The sequence below is a fragment of the Bacillus sp. 491mf genome (assembly GCF_900112415.1).
Taxonomy (GTDB): Bacteria; Bacillota; Bacilli; order Bacillales; family Bacillaceae_G; genus Bacillus_A.
Window position 1 is genome coordinate 56,598 of sequence record NZ_FOLV01000001.1, and the last position, 14,780, is coordinate 71,377.

General features: G+C 37.1%; 20 protein-coding genes. 17 read left to right on the forward strand and 3 right to left on the reverse strand.

Annotated elements, in window-relative coordinates; all coding sequences use genetic code 11:
* Positions 1–19 precede the first annotated feature (19 nt).
* The 12 genes from BM211_RS00325 (at position 20) to BM211_RS00380 (ending at position 9,210) form a co-directional block, all read left to right on the forward strand.
* Complete coding sequence (locus BM211_RS00325; protein WP_035429376.1) at positions 20–1,204, forward strand: D-alanyl-D-alanine carboxypeptidase family protein; 1,185 nt, start codon at positions 20–22, stop codon at positions 1,202–1,204.
* 366 nt (positions 1,205–1,570) lie between these two features.
* Positions 1,571–1,921: an anti-sigma F factor antagonist gene (spoIIAA, locus tag BM211_RS00330; protein WP_035429374.1), complete on the forward strand. Its 351-nt coding sequence runs from the start codon at positions 1,571–1,573 to the stop codon at positions 1,919–1,921.
* Positions 1,922–2,362 carry an anti-sigma F factor gene (spoIIAB, locus tag BM211_RS00335; protein WP_035429372.1) on the forward strand — a complete coding sequence of 147 codons (441 nt, stop codon included), beginning with the start codon at positions 1,922–1,924 and terminating at the stop codon, positions 2,360–2,362.
* A gap of 12 nt (positions 2,363–2,374) precedes the next feature.
* A complete protein-coding gene (gene sigF, locus BM211_RS00340) occupies positions 2,375–3,133 on the forward strand; it encodes an RNA polymerase sporulation sigma factor SigF (protein ID WP_035429371.1) in 759 nt (252 codons plus the stop codon).
* A 243-nt stretch (positions 3,134–3,376) separates the two neighbouring features.
* Positions 3,377–3,997, forward strand: coding sequence for a stage V sporulation protein AA (locus tag BM211_RS00345; protein ID WP_035429368.1), 621 nt, complete (start codon positions 3,377–3,379; stop codon positions 3,995–3,997).
* Positions 3,990–4,406, forward strand: coding sequence for a stage V sporulation protein AB (locus tag BM211_RS00350; protein WP_035429366.1), 417 nt, complete (start codon positions 3,990–3,992; stop codon positions 4,404–4,406). Before BM211_RS00345 ends, BM211_RS00350 begins: the two co-directional genes overlap by 8 nt.
* Positions 4,407–4,417: 11 nt before the next feature.
* Positions 4,418–4,873: a stage V sporulation protein AC gene (gene spoVAC, locus BM211_RS00355; RefSeq protein WP_035429365.1), complete on the forward strand. Its 456-nt coding sequence runs from the start codon at positions 4,418–4,420 to the stop codon at positions 4,871–4,873.
* 37 nt (positions 4,874–4,910) lie between these two features.
* Positions 4,911–5,924: a stage V sporulation protein AD gene (gene spoVAD / locus BM211_RS00360; protein ID WP_090994583.1), complete on the forward strand. Its 1,014-nt coding sequence runs from the start codon at positions 4,911–4,913 to the stop codon at positions 5,922–5,924.
* Positions 5,925–5,927: 3 nt separating this feature from the next.
* Positions 5,928–6,278 (forward strand): stage V sporulation protein AE, encoded by a 351-nt coding sequence (gene spoVAE / locus BM211_RS00365; RefSeq protein ID WP_090994585.1) that lies wholly within the window; start codon positions 5,928–5,930, stop codon positions 6,276–6,278.
* Positions 6,279–6,283: 5 nt separating this feature from the next.
* Positions 6,284–6,847 carry a stage V sporulation protein SpoVABEA gene (locus BM211_RS00370; protein ID WP_090994587.1) on the forward strand — a complete coding sequence of 188 codons (564 nt, stop codon included), beginning with the start codon at positions 6,284–6,286 and terminating at the stop codon, positions 6,845–6,847.
* Positions 6,840–8,312: a spore germination protein gene (locus tag BM211_RS00375; protein ID WP_035429356.1), complete on the forward strand. Its 1,473-nt coding sequence runs from the start codon at positions 6,840–6,842 to the stop codon at positions 8,310–8,312. Before BM211_RS00370 ends, BM211_RS00375 begins: the two co-directional genes overlap by 8 nt.
* 112 nt (positions 8,313–8,424) lie before the next feature.
* Positions 8,425–9,210, forward strand: a complete 786-nt coding sequence (locus BM211_RS00380; RefSeq protein ID WP_090994986.1) for a Cof-type HAD-IIB family hydrolase — start codon at positions 8,425–8,427, stop codon at positions 9,208–9,210.
* Between the two features lie 212 nt (positions 9,211–9,422).
* Here the strand turns inward: BM211_RS00380 and BM211_RS00385 are convergent, their stop codons facing one another.
* Positions 9,423–10,289, reverse strand: a complete 867-nt coding sequence (locus BM211_RS00385; protein ID WP_035429352.1) for a DUF1002 domain-containing protein — start codon at positions 10,287–10,289, stop codon at positions 9,423–9,425.
* 218 nt (positions 10,290–10,507) lie between these two features.
* On the opposite strand from BM211_RS00385, the gene BM211_RS00390 reads away from it, so the two are divergent.
* The 3 genes from BM211_RS00390 to BM211_RS00400 all read left to right on the forward strand — a co-directional run bounded on the left by BM211_RS00390 (position 10,508) and on the right by BM211_RS00400 (position 12,497).
* Complete coding sequence (locus tag BM211_RS00390) at positions 10,508–10,948, forward strand: NUDIX hydrolase (protein WP_256216605.1); 441 nt, start codon at positions 10,508–10,510, stop codon at positions 10,946–10,948.
* Between the two features lie 89 nt (positions 10,949–11,037).
* Positions 11,038–11,475, forward strand: coding sequence for a peptidylprolyl isomerase (locus tag BM211_RS00395; protein ID WP_035429348.1), 438 nt, complete (start codon positions 11,038–11,040; stop codon positions 11,473–11,475).
* A gap of 656 nt (positions 11,476–12,131) precedes the next feature.
* Entirely contained in the window at positions 12,132–12,497 is a 366-nt protein-coding gene (locus BM211_RS00400) for a GNAT family N-acetyltransferase (RefSeq protein ID WP_035429345.1), read from the forward strand.
* 17 nt (positions 12,498–12,514) lie between these two features.
* Here the strand turns inward: BM211_RS00400 and BM211_RS00405 are convergent, their stop codons facing one another.
* Both BM211_RS00405 and BM211_RS00410 read right to left on the reverse strand, forming a co-directional pair.
* On the reverse strand, positions 12,515–13,033 hold the full coding sequence (locus tag BM211_RS00405; RefSeq protein ID WP_035429344.1) for a DUF309 domain-containing protein: 519 nt from the start codon (positions 13,031–13,033) through the stop codon (positions 12,515–12,517).
* A gap of 87 nt (positions 13,034–13,120) precedes the next feature.
* Complete coding sequence (locus BM211_RS00410; protein WP_081904749.1) at positions 13,121–13,216, reverse strand: YjcZ family sporulation protein; 96 nt, start codon at positions 13,214–13,216, stop codon at positions 13,121–13,123.
* A 169-nt stretch (positions 13,217–13,385) separates the two neighbouring features.
* Between BM211_RS00410 and BM211_RS00415 the strand changes: the two genes are divergently transcribed.
* Together BM211_RS00415 and scpB are read left to right on the forward strand one after the other, a co-directional pair.
* Positions 13,386–14,117, forward strand: a complete 732-nt coding sequence (locus BM211_RS00415; protein WP_035429342.1) for a segregation/condensation protein A — start codon at positions 13,386–13,388, stop codon at positions 14,115–14,117.
* An 85-nt stretch (positions 14,118–14,202) separates the two neighbouring features.
* A complete protein-coding gene (gene scpB / locus BM211_RS00420) occupies positions 14,203–14,775 on the forward strand; it encodes an SMC-Scp complex subunit ScpB (protein ID WP_035429939.1) in 573 nt (190 codons plus the stop codon).
* The last annotated feature ends 5 nt before the right edge of the window (positions 14,776–14,780 follow it).

Genomic DNA, 14,780 nt, shown 5'->3' on the forward strand with positions numbered 1-14,780 from the left:
ATAGAATGGAGGGTTAGTCATGAAGCGATTAATAGGAATACTTGTTTGTTTCATGTTATTGCTTTCCGCTGTTCCAGTTGGTTTTGCGCAATCTGAGAAAAAAGAAGTGGAAGCGGAAGCAAAACCGAAACTAGCGGAACAAGCATCGTCAGCAATTGTGATTGAGCAGGATACCGGGAAAGTTTTATTTGAAAAAAGTCCAAATGAAAAGTTGCCGCCTGCTAGTATGACAAAAATTATGACCATGTTACTCATTATGGAACAAATTGAAAAAGGGAAATTAAAACTGACAGATAAAGTGAGAACGAGTGAACATGCCGCTTCTATGGGAGGTTCACAAATTTTCCTTGAGCCTGGTGAAGAAATGACAGTCGATGAAATGTTAAAAGGTATTGCCATTGCTTCCGGAAATGACGCATCAGTTGCAGTTGCTGAACATATCGCTGGATCGGAAGAAGGATTTGTAGAAAAGATGAATAAAAAAGCAAAAGATTTAGGACTAAAAAATACTCATTTTCAAAATCCGACAGGTCTTCCAGCAAAGAATCATTATTCAACGGCATATGATATGGCAGTTATGGCAAAGGAATTGATGAAATATCCATTAATCCGTAAATATACAGGGAAATATGAAGATTATTTACGTGAAGATACGGATAAGAAATTTTGGCTTGTAAATACAAATAAGCTTGTTCGTTTCTATCCAGGTGTTGACGGTGTGAAAACAGGATTTACAACAGAAGCAAAATATTGTTTAACAGCATCGGCAGAACGCAATGGGATGCGTGTTATTTCTGTTATTATGGGCTCTCCAACATCGAAGGAACGAAATGCGGAAGTAACAAAGCTTCTTGATTATGCATTTAGTCAATATATGACGAAAAAGATGTATACAAGAGGAGAAAAGATCAAAACGGTCAAAGTAGGAAAAGGAAAAAAAGAAACAGTCGACTTAGTAGCTGCTGATAATGCTTCCCTTTTAATGAAAAAAGGAGAGACAATGAAGGATATTAAAAAAGAAATAGTTGCTGAGGAGAAGGTGAAAGCTCCGATTAAAAAAGGAGATGCCTTAGGTACACTAGTTATAAAAAAAGGTAATGAAGTGTTACTCAAACAAACAATTGTTGCAAAAGAAGATGTTGCAGCAGCGAGTTGGTGGGAGTTATTTAAACGAAGTTTGGGGATGTTTTCAACATCGAAATAGCGGCAATATAGTTGCCGCTTTCTCTGTTAATAGTTTTGATAATGAGAGCGGTTTCTATATGAATCCATTTTCGTTTTTCGACATATAGATTTTGGCTAGGTGCTTGCAGTTGCTTTCTACCTTTATTTTACCTTGTATGTGGCAGGAAAAGGCCCTGACCGCTCCTATACATAGCCAGTCCCTTCCAGGTCATTTTAAAAAAATACTTTTCTGTCGGTTTTTGAATTTGGATTTATACAGAAGGTTCATTTTATGGCGAAATAGTACTTCTTTTGTCAGGTGGAAGGATTCTACATTTATTTTAGAGAAAAACTTCTTATATATTTTGCGTGTATACGCGAATTTTGAATGTAAGGAGGAAATAGAGTGAGTCTTTCCATCCATTTAGAAGTAAAGCGTGACGTCTTATGTGTTCGTTTAGCTGGCGAACTAGATCATCATACTGCCGAAGAGTTGCGAGTGAAAGTAACTGATATGATTGAGACGCATCATGTTCATCATATTATTTTAAACTTAGAGCAATTAGCATTTATGGATAGCTCTGGTCTTGGTGTTGTGCTAGGAAGATATAAACATGTCAAAAGCTTAGGCGGCGAAATGGTTGTTTGTGCAATTTCTCCTGCTGTAAAGCGCTTATTTGAGATGTCAGGGCTATTTAAAATTATTCGATTAGAAGAAAATGAAGAGCATGCGCTCGCGACGTTGGGGGTGGCATAGATGAGAAATGAAATGAACCTTCAATTTTCAGCATTAAGTCAAAATGAATCGTTTGCTCGCGTTACAGTTGCCGCTTTTATTGCACAGCTTGATCCAACGATGGAAGAGTTAACGGAAGTGAAGACTGTTGTGTCTGAGGCGGTAACAAATGCCATTATCCATGGATATGAAGAGAATTCAAATGGCATTGTCTATATTACGGTTATTTTGGAAGATGACATGGTAAAGTTAACAATTCGTGATGAAGGGATTGGAATTCTAGATTTAGATGAGGCAAGGCAACCCCTTTTTACAACAAAACCCGAATTAGAGCGTTCTGGAATGGGATTTACCATTATGGAAAATTTTATGGACGAAGTAGAGGTTATTTCTAATGAATCTTTCGGGACAACGATCCATTTGACGAAGTATCTATCAAAAAGTAACGCTCTATGCAATTAAGGAGAATTGCCTATGGACATAGAGGTCAGAAGTGAAAAAGGAAAAGGACAGTTAAAGGATCAGGAGTTAAAAGAATTAATTAAAAGAAGTCAACACGGCGATCAAGGAGCAAGAGATTTAATTATACAAAATAATATGAGGCTTGTTTGGTCCGTTGTACAACGTTTTTTAAATCGTGGTTATGATCCGGAGGACTTGTTTCAAATTGGCTGTATTGGGTTGCTGAAATCTGTCGATAAATTTGATTTATCTTTTGATGTAAAGTTTTCAACGTATGCAGTTCCAATGATTATTGGAGAAATTCAACGTTTTTTACGTGATGATGGAACAGTGAAAGTAAGTCGTTCATTAAAAGAAACGGGCAATAAAATTCGTAAAATGAAAGATGAATTATCAAAAGAGTATGGCCGTGCACCGACAATTACCGAAATAGCAGAGGCGTTAGAGCTAACGCCGGAAGAAGTTGTAATGGCGCAAGAAGCAAGCCGGGCACCATCATCGATACATGAAACGGTGTATGAAAATGATGGTGATCCCATTACTATTTTAGACCAAATTGCGGATCGCTCTGAAACAAAGTGGTTTGATAAGATTGCGTTAAAAGAAGCGATTCGTGAATTAGATGAGCGTGAACGGTTGATTGTATATTTGCGGTATTATAAAGACCAGACACAATCGGAAGTAGCAGAGCGTTTAGGAATCTCTCAAGTACAAGTATCAAGGCTAGAAAAGAAAATATTAAAGCAAATGAAGGAACGAATAGGCGAATAGTCTATTCGTTTTTTTATTCCGCATTAACGGGCAGTAATACTCTCACCTCAAAATTCAGCAAAAACAAAGAAGTTAGGTGGGAGGTAAACTGCCCGTAAAAGCCCAATTGGTTCAACTAATAATCAGTGGGGGATGAAGAAAACCCCCACTGATTAAAGTTTCACTTTATTTTAAAAAAGTTGTATTAGAAAAATTTCCAATATCCATACTACAAGTACGAGGAATAGTTAAGAGGTGATTGGAGTGGAGCAAACGATATATGTAAAGATGAGGAATCGTCTACAAGTTTCGCCTGCTTATGAAATTAAAATTGGTGACGTTGCGCAAGTGGTTGGGGCCTCACATATTGTAGATGAGATTAAACGACAGGTTATATACAAAATTACAAAGAAAGATAAAACGCATGTAGTAATTGATGTGATGAAAGTGATTCAAAGTATTCGGCAGTATTCTAGCAGTTTAGAAATTAATTTGCTCGGTTCAGCACAAACGATTGTTGAAATTGTATATGAAAAAAAACAAGTAAATCCAGTTTTCTTTGGAATGGTGTGGTTATTGCTGTTTGTAGGAGCAGCTCTTGCGATCATTTATTTTCATGAAGACGTTAGTATGCAGCAAGTGCATCAACGTTTGTATTACATGATTACAGGAGAAAGTAACAAAAAGCCGCTTTTATTTCAAATCCCATATTCGCTAGGGCTTGGACTTGGAATGATTCTTTTTTTTAATCACGTTTTTCAAAAGCGTATTAATGAGGAGCCAAGCCCATTAGAAGTTGAAATGTTCCAATACCAGCAATCCCTCGATCAATATGTAATGATGAACGAAAACAAAGAAATGATCAAGAACATCCAAAATGATTGAGTATATTGTGGTCATTTTTATTGGGTTTGCTGGTGGAATTGCTGTTGGAGGAGGATACGTTGCATTTTTAACTGTGTTGGGTGTGATTCCAAGGCTCGCTCAGTTAACGAAAAGTGGTCATCGTGGGCAATCTTATGAATGGGCTGTTGTGAGCGGTGCGTTAGGCGGTACGTGGTGCAGTTTACGCGATGTTACATTGCTGGCTTCACCGTATTGGCTTTTGCTCCTTGGATTGTTATGCGGCACATTTATCGGAATGCTTGCTGCTGCTTTAACTGAAGTGCTAAATGTACTTCCCATATTAGCAAAGCGTGTTGGGGTTGATGGGAAAATTGTAATTCTTCTTATCGCGCTTGTTCTTGGTAAGGTAGTAGGATCTTTATTTCATTGGATTTATTTTGTGAAATAGGAGGCATGTCAATGGCACTGCATAAATTAAAAGATGATTATACGAATAACGTGAAAGAGTATCATCCAAAGCCTAATTATATGATGAATTGTATAAAGGCTTTTATTGTGGGAGGGCTTATTTGTACATTAGGTGAAGCTTTGATGAAGATGTATATACATTATTTTGATTTTACGGAGAAAAGTGCGGGGAATCCGGCAATCACAACGTTAATATTACTGTCGGCCATTTTAACAGGGCTTGGTGTATATGATAAACTTGGACAATTTGCAGGAGCAGGATCAGCAATCCCGGTAACTGGATTTGCAAATTCAATGGTGAGTGCAGCAATGGAGCATCGCAGCGAAGGAATTGTTCTTGGAGTTGCCACAAATATGTTTAAGATTGCTGGAAGTGTAATTGTATTTGGAGTTGTTGGGGCGTATGTTGTAGGTCTCATTCGGTATACATGGAAGCTCCTCCAATGATGAAAGTTTCAGCTTATGTAAGTAAAGGAGAAGATAGATGAGATTAACTGGGAAACAAACGTGGCTATTTCAAAATGATGTATATGTAAATGCGACGGGGACGGCTGTTGGACCGGATGAGGCAAAAGGGCCACTTAGAGATAGTTTTGATATTACATATGATGATTTGCATTGCGGAGAAGAGAGCTGGGAGTTAGCGGAAAGAAGGTTAATGAGAGAGTCGATTCAACAAGCATTGCGAAAAGAAAAGGTGCAAGCATCTGATATTGATTTTTTTTTAGCTGGAGATTTATTAAATCAAACAGTTACGGCAAATTATGTTGCAAGAGAGCTTTCCATTCCATTTTTAGGCATGTTTGGAGCATGTTCTACCTCGATGGAGACGTTAGCTGTAGGCGCAGCATTTATTGATGGTGGATTTGCAAATCGCGTGTTAGCTACAGTGAGTAGTCATAATGCCACAGCTGAACGGCAATTTCGTTATCCAACGGAGTATGGGGGACAAAAGCCATCTACAGCGACATTCACTGTTACAGGAGCTGGTACAGCGTTAATTAGTCGTGAAAGAAGTTCAATTAAAGTCACATCAGCAACCATTGGAAAAGTTCAAGATTTAGGTATAACAGATCCGTTTGATATGGGATCTGCAATGGCCCCTGCTGCAGCTCATACAATAGGGCAGCATTTTGAAGATTTAAATAGAAGTGCTGTTGATTACGATTTGATTGTGACTGGTGATTTATCGGGAGTTGGAACACCAATTGCGCGGCAACTTTTGTTAGATGAAGGCTATGATCTAGGGAATGTCTATAATGATTGCGGTTTAATGATTTATAGAGATGATCAGCAAGTATTTGCAGGAGGAAGTGGCTGTGCTTGTTCTGCGGTTGTAACATATGGACATTTAATGAAAGAAATGGAAAAGGGGAATTTGGGGCGGATTTTTGTCGTCGCAACAGGTGCTTTATTAAGTCCAATTATGATTCAACAAAAAGAATCGATTCCAACAATTGCACACGGTATCGTATTTGAAAGAATAAAAGGGGTGTAATATGTGGAATTTATATATGCGTTTTTAGTTGGAGGGGCGATTTGTGTTGTTGGACAACTCCTGTTAGATTTTGCAAAATTAACACCTGCACATGTGATGGCAACATTCGTAGTCGCTGGTGCTATTCTAGATGGTTTTGGCATTTATGATAAACTGATTCAGTTTGCAGGAGCAGGAGCAACTGTGCCAATTACAAGTTTTGGTCATTCTTTATTGCATGGTGCGATGGAAGCGGCAGAAAAGTATGGTTATCTTGGGATTGGAATGGGAATGTTTAAGTTAACATCTGTTGGAATTTCAGCAACAATTTTGTTTGCATTTTTAACAGCACTTATTTTTAAACCGAAAGGATAAATAAGATGAGAAGACGGGTTATTTTGGTGACAGACGGAGATGAATATGCGCAGCGAACAATCGAGTTACTGGCAAAGGAGTTTGGTGGACGATGCATTTCGGCATCGCAAAGTAATCCAACGAAATTAACAGGGAGAAAGATTGTTGAGCTTATCATGCAAACACCACATGACCCTGTTTTTGTTATGTTTGATGATAGTGGATATATTGGGGAAGGATCAGGAGAAAAAGCGTTAAAATATGTGGCGACGAATAAACAAATTGATGTACTTGGCGTGTTAGCGGTTGCTTCGAATACGCATCATTGGGAATGGGCACGCGTGGATGTGAGTGTTGATCGAGAAGGACGATTAACTGAGTATGGCGTTGATAAATTTGGATTGGCAGATATTGAAATTGGAAGAATTAACGGTGATACCGTTTACTGTTTAGATGAACTACATGTTCCTATTATTGTTGGAATCGGTGATATTGGGAAAATGTACGGCAATGATGATTGGAAACGTGGGTCACCAATTACAAAACAAGCAATTCAATTAATTTTAGAAAGGAGTGGGTTTTATGACTAACACAAAAAAGATTAATATACCAATTTCTTCATTTTTAAGTGACAATGAAAATTATTTGAAGCAAACAGTTGGACTTGGCGTTACCTTTGATGTGGGAATTCGTAAATTTCAAATTTTAGATAAAGAAATTGGTGTTTTGTTTGTAAATGGTTTATGTGATACAAACTATATCATACACATTCTCGAAGAGGCTGTTGATACGAATGAAATACAAAGGTACGGAGAAGGTACAGTAAAGTTATTAGAAAATCGTCTGATTCATCAGCAAGTAAGTAAAGTAAAGACGATGGATGATGTCATATTGCAAGTTTTATCAGGATTAATCGTTATTTTTGTTGAGGGAGAAACAGAAGCGTTTGTAATCGATGTTCGTAGTTATCCAGGACGAACTCCGACAGAGCCGGATACGGAGAAAGTTGTTAGAGGTGCGCGCGATGGATTTGTTGAAAATATTATTGTAAACACAGCTCTTATTCGGAGACGTATTCGTGATCCTCGTTTGCGACATGAAATTATCCGGGTAGGAGAGCGGTCACACACAGATCTTTGTATCGCATATATACAAGATATTGCGAATCCTGATTTAGTGAAAATAATAAAGCAAGAGATAGAAAATATTCAAATCGACGGTGTCACAATGGCAGATAAAACAATTGAGGAGTTTCTTGTGAAACAAGGATATAATCCTTTTCCACTTATTCGCTATACAGAAAGACCAGACGTCGCAGCGAATCATTTGTTAGAAGGACATGTTTTACTCCTGACAGATACTTCTCCTAGTGCAATAATTACACCGACAACATATTTTCATCATGTACAGCATGCAGAGGAATTTCGGCAAAATCCTGCGGTTGGAACATTTTTACGATGGGTTCGTTTTGTAGGGGTTGTATTTTCACTGTTTTTATTGCCACTTTGGCTTGCGTTTGTACTGGATCCTGCTTTATTGCCAGAAAAGTTAGCATTTATTGGACCGAATAAAGTGACCAATTTACCGATTGCCTTGCAAATTATTTTAGCAGAAATAGGACTTGAATTTCTGAGGATGGCATCGATTCATACACCAACACCGCTGTCATCAGCAGCTGGGTTAATTTCGGCTATATTAATTGGTCAAATTGCAATCAATGTCGGCCTATTTGTACCAGAAGTCATTTTATATACGGCCATTTCTATGATTGGATCTTATGCAACGCCAAGTTATGAATTAGGGTTAGGGAATAAAATTGGTAAGTTATTCTTAATCTTATGTACTGCTTTATTTCAAGAAATAGGATTTATTATCGGGATGACAGTGTTAATTTTATTTTTAGCATCGATTAGAAGTTTACAAACACCGTATCTTTGGCCATTCCTTCCATTTGATTGGGGAGCGTTGGTAAAGGTTTTAATTCGTCCATCTATTTCTAGCTTGAAGGTACGTCCGAGCATCGTCCATCCTCAAAATATAAAAAGGCAAAAATGAGCAGAAGAATAAATTCTGCTCATTTTTGTGATAAATTTATCTGTTGTTAACAAAAACATAACATTTCTTTTGTACACTAGGAGTAAATATGGTGTATGGAAGGGGAGATGAGATGATTAAGTTGTTCGTTAGCGATTTAGATGACACACTCGTTTATGACGTGAATCGGATTCATCGTGACGATGAAAAAGCATTATGTTGGTTAGCAGAGAAAGGTACGAATATTTGTTTTGCTTCTGGTCGTTTTACTCACCGGATTCACGCTGTTGTGAAACATTTCGCTTTCCCTTATTATACGACAGGATTAAATGGCGCCGTTTTATTTACGAAAGAAGGAGAAATACTAAACGAATCAACGTTTGATGGTGAGGTTGCCCGGGAAATATATAAATATATACATGAAAAAAAGTTGGCGGATATTGTATGTGCAAAGGAGCATCGATATACAAAAAAGAAAAATGAACATCATCGTACGTTTGAAGAATATATTCAAGGGGAAATCACAGAAATAGAGACATTAGAGGAAGAGTTCGGACAAACTATTTATCCGGCAAAATTATTTGTTTATGGAGAAGAAGAGAAAATCACATCGCTAGATCAAGAGTTGCGAAACCAGTTCCAAGGCGAGGCGGAAGTCGTAATTTCAGGGAAAAGATACGTGGATATTATGCCAATTGGAATTAGTAAAGGAAGTGCACTGCGGCTTTTAATGGAACATTTACAAATTGAAGCACATGAAGTAGCGTGTATCGGAGATTCTTTTAATGATATTTCTATGTTTTCTGTGACACCGCATTCCTTTACGCTGCATCATGCTCATCCATATGTGAAAGAAAAAGCGAGTCATGTAGTTCGTTCAGTAGAAGAAGCGATTATGAAACTACCATTGTTAGCATAAGAAAAAAGCTCGTTACTAACGAGCTTTTTTAAATTCATTTTGATATAAGTCGCTATTATGCAGAACGAAATATGACCTGCATTTGCTTTTTCCCTTTGTTCGAAACTTGGCATGTGGTAGGGAAAAGGCCCTAACCGTTTCTATGCACGCCAGAAGCTCTTGCCCACCTAAAAAAGGGTCTTTATATCATTTGTTCAATTTGTATTTATATACTACTTGAATAGTGACTTAATAAAGTCTATAAAGCTAGCGAATACGCCTTTTAACTTTTCTAAAAAGCCTTGACCTTCTTCAGAACCTAAAAACGATGAAACATGTTCTTTTGCCTTATTTAATTGGTTACTAACTTGATCCCAATCAATATTCAAGTTTTTCATTTTGTCAAAGAGTGCTACTAAATTATCAAGTTGTTCATCAGTTAATGTAATTCCGAGCTGATCAGCAATCCTTTTAATAAGTGAACGTAAATCTTCTTTTGTTTTTGGTTGTTCTTTTGCGATCTCTTCTTTAACTTTAGTAACAAGTTGTACAGCTTTATCGTTTCCGATTTGGTCACCAAGTTTTGCAGTTTGAACCATTTCTTCATTAGCTACTTTTTTAACTTCTTCTGGAATTTCTTTTTTCGCTGTTGTCTCGTAAGCCTTCATTAAACCTGTTAAAGCGGCAGTTCCTGATACTTTAAACGGTGCTGTAATGTAAATATTCGCATCTTTTACACCTGCTGTAATTAATGCGTTTGTATACATTGCATCTGTTACCCAATTGATATTATGCGCTTGAACAACAAGACCAGATCCTTTTTTTGTATACGTAATCATAGAAGAAGAAATTGCTTTCGTGCCAATTTGAGCGTTTGGTACAACTCCATCTAAATATTTATGTTCTTCCGCATTTGATACCGTAATAATTTGCGCATCTTTTGGCGCTTTCATTTCTTGGAGAAGCTGTTGTTTTTGCTGTTCTGTTAAATTTTCTCCTAATGTAACAATAGACTCTCCCTCAATCACGTCTGCGTATGAAGCTGTTGGAATTAAAAAGACCATAACAGCTAATAGCAGTGCTAACAATTTCGTTTTCACGAAAAATCGCTCCCTTTCTCTTTCTGAAATTTTCGGGCAACAAAGTAATTATAGTATATTTTTTATGTTTGTCATCCGTCTTTAGGTTGATTTTAGAAAGAAATAGCAGGATTGTCGGATTTTTTCTTACTATTTGTGAGCAGTAAGGTCTTAATGATGAGGTTTGAAATAGAGAAGTATATGTTTGTCATCCAATTCATTTGAAAGGAAGAGATAGAGTGCGACCGTTGTTGAGGGTGGAAGCGCTGATTTTTAATCATAATATGAAAAATATATTGGTTCAATGTGATACAAACGAAGGATTTTATCGCTTACCTGGTGGATCGATTGAGTTTGGAGAAAGTGCTGCAGTGGCAATTGAAAGAGAGTTTGCGGAAGAATATGATTTACAAGTAACAGTAGAACGCTTTGCTGCTGTGAATGAACATATTTTTGAGGTAGATAATCAAAAATATCATCATTGTACGCTATTTTATTGGTGCGCTGTTGAAGAAGATGAGCAGGTAGTAAGGTCACATAAAGAGCATCCTGATATTATATTGAAATGGAAAGAAATTAGCGAATTGAAAACAAAGCTACTATATCCAGAAGGGGTTATGAAAATTATTGAACAGAATCAAAAAGAACCTGTGCATTGGCTTACGAACGTAACATACTAAATTTATAGAGGATTTCATAATAATATTTTTGTTTATTACAGTGAGTGTGGTAATATAAGGCTGAGATTGTTGAAAGGAGCTTATTATACATGAAAACTTTAGGATACATATTAATGGAAAATGGTGAAAAAATCGAATTAGAATTTTTCGCAGAGGAAGCACCAAAAACAGTAGAAAACTTTAGAAAATTAGCTAATGAAGGCTTTTACAATGGAGTTACTTTCCACAGAGTAATTCCTGGTTTTGTAAGCCAAGGTGGCGATCCAACAGGAACAGGAGCAGGTGGTCCTGGCTACTCTATTCCTTGTGAAACAGCTGGAAACCCTCACAAACATAAAGTAGGGGCACTTTCTATGGCGCACGCTGGAAGAAATACAGGAGGAAGCCAATTCTTTCTTGTACATGAACCACAACCGCATTTAGACGGCGTTCATACTGTATTTGGTCAAGTAACAACTGGCATTGAAACAGTATTAAATATGCGTCAAGGCGATGTTATGAAAGAAGTTAAGGTTTGGGAAGAGTAAAATGTTAAGAGGGGGCAAAGTGCTCTCTCTTTTTTTATAGAATTTATGTATCTTATGTGCCATTTGAGTTTTTCGGCACATAAGTCGCTGTAAAGCAGAAAACAAGAGGGTGTCCCGGAAGTTTTACTTTTCGGTATGATTCAGCTCAGCGAATCGACCACTTGTATGTCGAATATTGTCAGAGGATCTTTATCTCGTGTCGAATCGCCGATATATTGCAAAGAATGGTCGATAACGGAAAAAAGGAGTGACTTTAAAAAGTACTTATGTGCTTTTTGGGTCAGCGCCTTGTTTTAAACATTGCACGTGGCAGAAAAAGGCCCTGACCGCTTCTATGCATGACCAGACGCTCTCGCCCCCCTAAACAAAGAGTTTTTTATATGTTTTTTATCATATCTGGCGAGAAGACCCCCAACCTCAAGCGTGCAATGGTAGGTGGGGGTAATTCAATTACATAGATCCGAACAATACAATCCTACTAGCATAATATAAACAAAATATCAACATTTGACTTCCATCCTCCCTCTTTGTATGATTATAAAGTTGTTTTTAGGCAAGCCTTCTCAGTAGGTTAGAAATGTTGTAAAATAGACATGATATAAACATGCTGAATAAGGGGATATGATTTGTAACTTTTGTAAGAAGGGATAAATTTCATGTTAATTCGTTTTAAAAAAAGTTATGAAAAAATTGCAATGGGACTTCTTTCTTTTATGCCAATGGAAAAAGACATAAAGCGATTACAAGCAACGATGAAGGATTATGAGCAAAATGACGATTGGCAGCTGTACTTATGGAAGGAAGACGATGCGATTGTTGGGATTATTGGGACGGTAAAACACGATAATGGTGTACTAGAAATTCAACATATTAGTGTGAATCCTTCGCATCGTCAAGCGGGAATTGGAACGAAAATGGTGCAAGAATTACAAACAATGTTGCCGAATATTAAGGTATGTGGAAACGAACAAACATCTAGTTTTTGTGAGAAATGCAAAGAAGTTGAACATAATGTGCATTAGTAAAAGCAGAGATAACTTTATCTCTGCTTTCTCTTTTGTAATTGTATATCTCGCTCGTTAATTACATCTTCACGATTACGGCGGGAGTGTTTATGAATAATATCCTCGCTTGGAGTAGAAGAAGTCTCTTTCCACGGTAATCCTTCCGTTTTGCATAATTGTATGCATTGGTGTTCTAAATTCAAATCAGCAAAAGGAAGAAATAATGTTGTGTAAGAATCATGATTTTGAATGATGTACAGTCGTTCCTCAAGAAGTAATAGTAGTTTCGAATACTCTAAACCTAATGCTTCTATATGTTGTTTTTCATTCTGTAAGATGAATAGGGCACTCCTCATCATTCGCTCAGCACCGTTCCAATTAGATCGTCTATGGTGATATAAGGCAACAGCAATTTGAATGAGTCCAACCCAATGCTGTTCTCGTTCTCCGCGTGGCTTTATTTTCCAATGTTCTTCTAAAACTTCGTGACATTCAAAGTAGTCGTAATCACTATGAAAATGAATTAAAAACTGTATGTATGCTTTATGATACATGTTTTTCACTCCCATTCTAAGTAGCGTTGTATACAGTGTATCATAAATATAAAGCGACTAGAGAGTGCTCTAGTCGCTTTATGTCAGTTAGCAAAAACAAGCTGCGCCGACAATAATTAATAAAATAAACAACACAACTAGTAGAGCGAATCCGCCGTGGAAACCGCCAGAAACATGACCCATAGTTTGTAACCTCCTACAATGTACTCATTACACTGTCATCATATGAAGGGGATGGGCATTGTGGCCTAGGTATGCGTCTATTTTTAATTAATTTTTTGAAAAAGGTTGGATAGTACATAAGTATGCTCTATACTTAGAATGTTACAGAAAAAATGTGGTGGGATGATTTGTGCAATATAATTTTAAAGTTGAGGCATTTGAAGGCCCTTTAGATTTACTATTACATTTAATTAATCGTTATGAAATTGATATATATAATATTCCTGTAGCGGAAATTACAGAACAATATTTATCATATATACATGCGATGAAGGAATTACAGCTTGATGTTGCGAGTGAATATTTAGTTATGGCTGCGACGCTATTACAAATTAAAAGCAAAATGCTGCTTCCAAAGTATGAAGAAGATGTAGAAGATAGTAGTGAAGAGTTTATGGAAGATCCTCGCCAAGAGTTAATGGAGCGCCTAATTGAGTATAAGAAGTATAAGCAAGTTGCAACTCAATTAAAAGAGAAAGAACAAGAACGAGCGCAGTTATATACACGGCCTCCTCTTGATTATATGATGTTTCAAAAAGAAGAAGCGGAAAAGCTGCCGATTGATGTTACGTTATATGATATGTTAGCTGCGTTCCAAAAGCTCATGCGTCGAAAAAAAATACAACGACCGGTAACAGCTACAGTTACTAGGCAGGAAATCCCAATTGAACAGCGAATGGACGATGTTTTAAAACAATTGGAACTTGCAGGAGGTCGTCAAAGTTTTTACGATTTATTTGTAGATGATGATCGAGATGTGATTGTTGTTACATTTTTAGCAATTTTAGAACTTATGAAACATCAAAAAATTGCTATTGAGCAAGAGCAAAATTTTGATGAAATCTTCTTAATGAAACAATAGCTGTAATGTGTGACCGAACGCAAATTGTTGTTCGGTCTTTATAACGTATATGGAGACATAGAATGTGAGAAAGGAGCTTTTAAAGTTGGAAAGACAAGAACAAAAGGCAGTTATAGAAGGGCTGCTGTTTGTAGCAGGAGATGAAGGGATTTATCCAGAACAAATTGCAAAAGTATTAGAGGTAGAAGTGAAAGATGTAAAACAGCTTGTAGAAGAGCTGCAGGAAGAATATAATCAACTGAACCGCGGCTTACAGATTGTTCAATTTGCAAAAGTGTATCGTTTTACAACGAAAAAAGAACACGCCGCGTATTATCAAAAATTAATGGATGCACCAACAGCTGCATCTTTATCGCAAGCAGCGCTAGAAACATTAGCGATTATCGCCTATCGACAGCCGATTACAAGAACCGAAATTGAAGAGGTTCGCGGTGTGAAAACAGATCGAGCTCTTCAAACGCTTGTATCTCATTTGTTAATTAAAGAGGTAGGACGTGCAGAAGGGCCGGGACGTCCTATTTTATACGGTACAACAAAAGAGTTTTTAGATACATTTGCATTACAAACATTAGATGAACTACCTTCTCTATCAGAAGAAGGGGAAGGAATGAATGAAGCGGATTTATTCTTTGGTTCTTTACAAGAAATTTCGAAGTGAAAGCT

Excerpts from the sequence above, each read along its gene's own strand:
- BM211_RS00325 (WP_035429376.1), top strand. The coding sequence starts at position 20 with ATGAAGCGATTAATAGGAATACTTGTTTGTTTCATGTTATTGCTTTCC.
- spoIIAB (WP_035429372.1), top strand. The coding sequence starts at position 1,922 with ATGAGAAATGAAATGAACCTTCAATTTTCAGCATTAAGTCAAAATGAA.
- sigF (WP_035429371.1), top strand. The coding sequence starts at position 2,375 with ATGGACATAGAGGTCAGAAGTGAAAAAGGAAAAGGACAGTTAAAGGAT.
- BM211_RS00350 (WP_035429366.1), top strand. The coding sequence starts at position 3,990 with ATGATTGAGTATATTGTGGTCATTTTTATTGGGTTTGCTGGTGGAATT.
- spoVAC (WP_035429365.1), top strand. The coding sequence starts at position 4,418 with ATGGCACTGCATAAATTAAAAGATGATTATACGAATAACGTGAAAGAG.
- spoVAD (WP_090994583.1), top strand. The coding sequence starts at position 4,911 with ATGAGATTAACTGGGAAACAAACGTGGCTATTTCAAAATGATGTATAT.
- BM211_RS00370 (WP_090994587.1), top strand. The coding sequence starts at position 6,284 with ATGAGAAGACGGGTTATTTTGGTGACAGACGGAGATGAATATGCGCAG.
- BM211_RS00375 (WP_035429356.1), top strand. The coding sequence starts at position 6,840 with ATGACTAACACAAAAAAGATTAATATACCAATTTCTTCATTTTTAAGT.
- BM211_RS00380 (WP_090994986.1), top strand. The coding sequence starts at position 8,425 with ATGATTAAGTTGTTCGTTAGCGATTTAGATGACACACTCGTTTATGAC.
- BM211_RS00395 (WP_035429348.1), top strand. The coding sequence starts at position 11,038 with ATGAAAACTTTAGGATACATATTAATGGAAAATGGTGAAAAAATCGAA.
- BM211_RS00400 (WP_035429345.1), top strand. The coding sequence starts at position 12,132 with ATGTTAATTCGTTTTAAAAAAAGTTATGAAAAAATTGCAATGGGACTT.
- BM211_RS00405 (WP_035429344.1), bottom strand. The coding sequence starts at position 13,033 with ATGTATCATAAAGCATACATACAGTTTTTAATTCATTTTCATAGTGAT.
- BM211_RS00410 (WP_081904749.1), bottom strand. The coding sequence starts at position 13,216 with ATGGGTCATGTTTCTGGCGGTTTCCACGGCGGATTCGCTCTACTAGTT.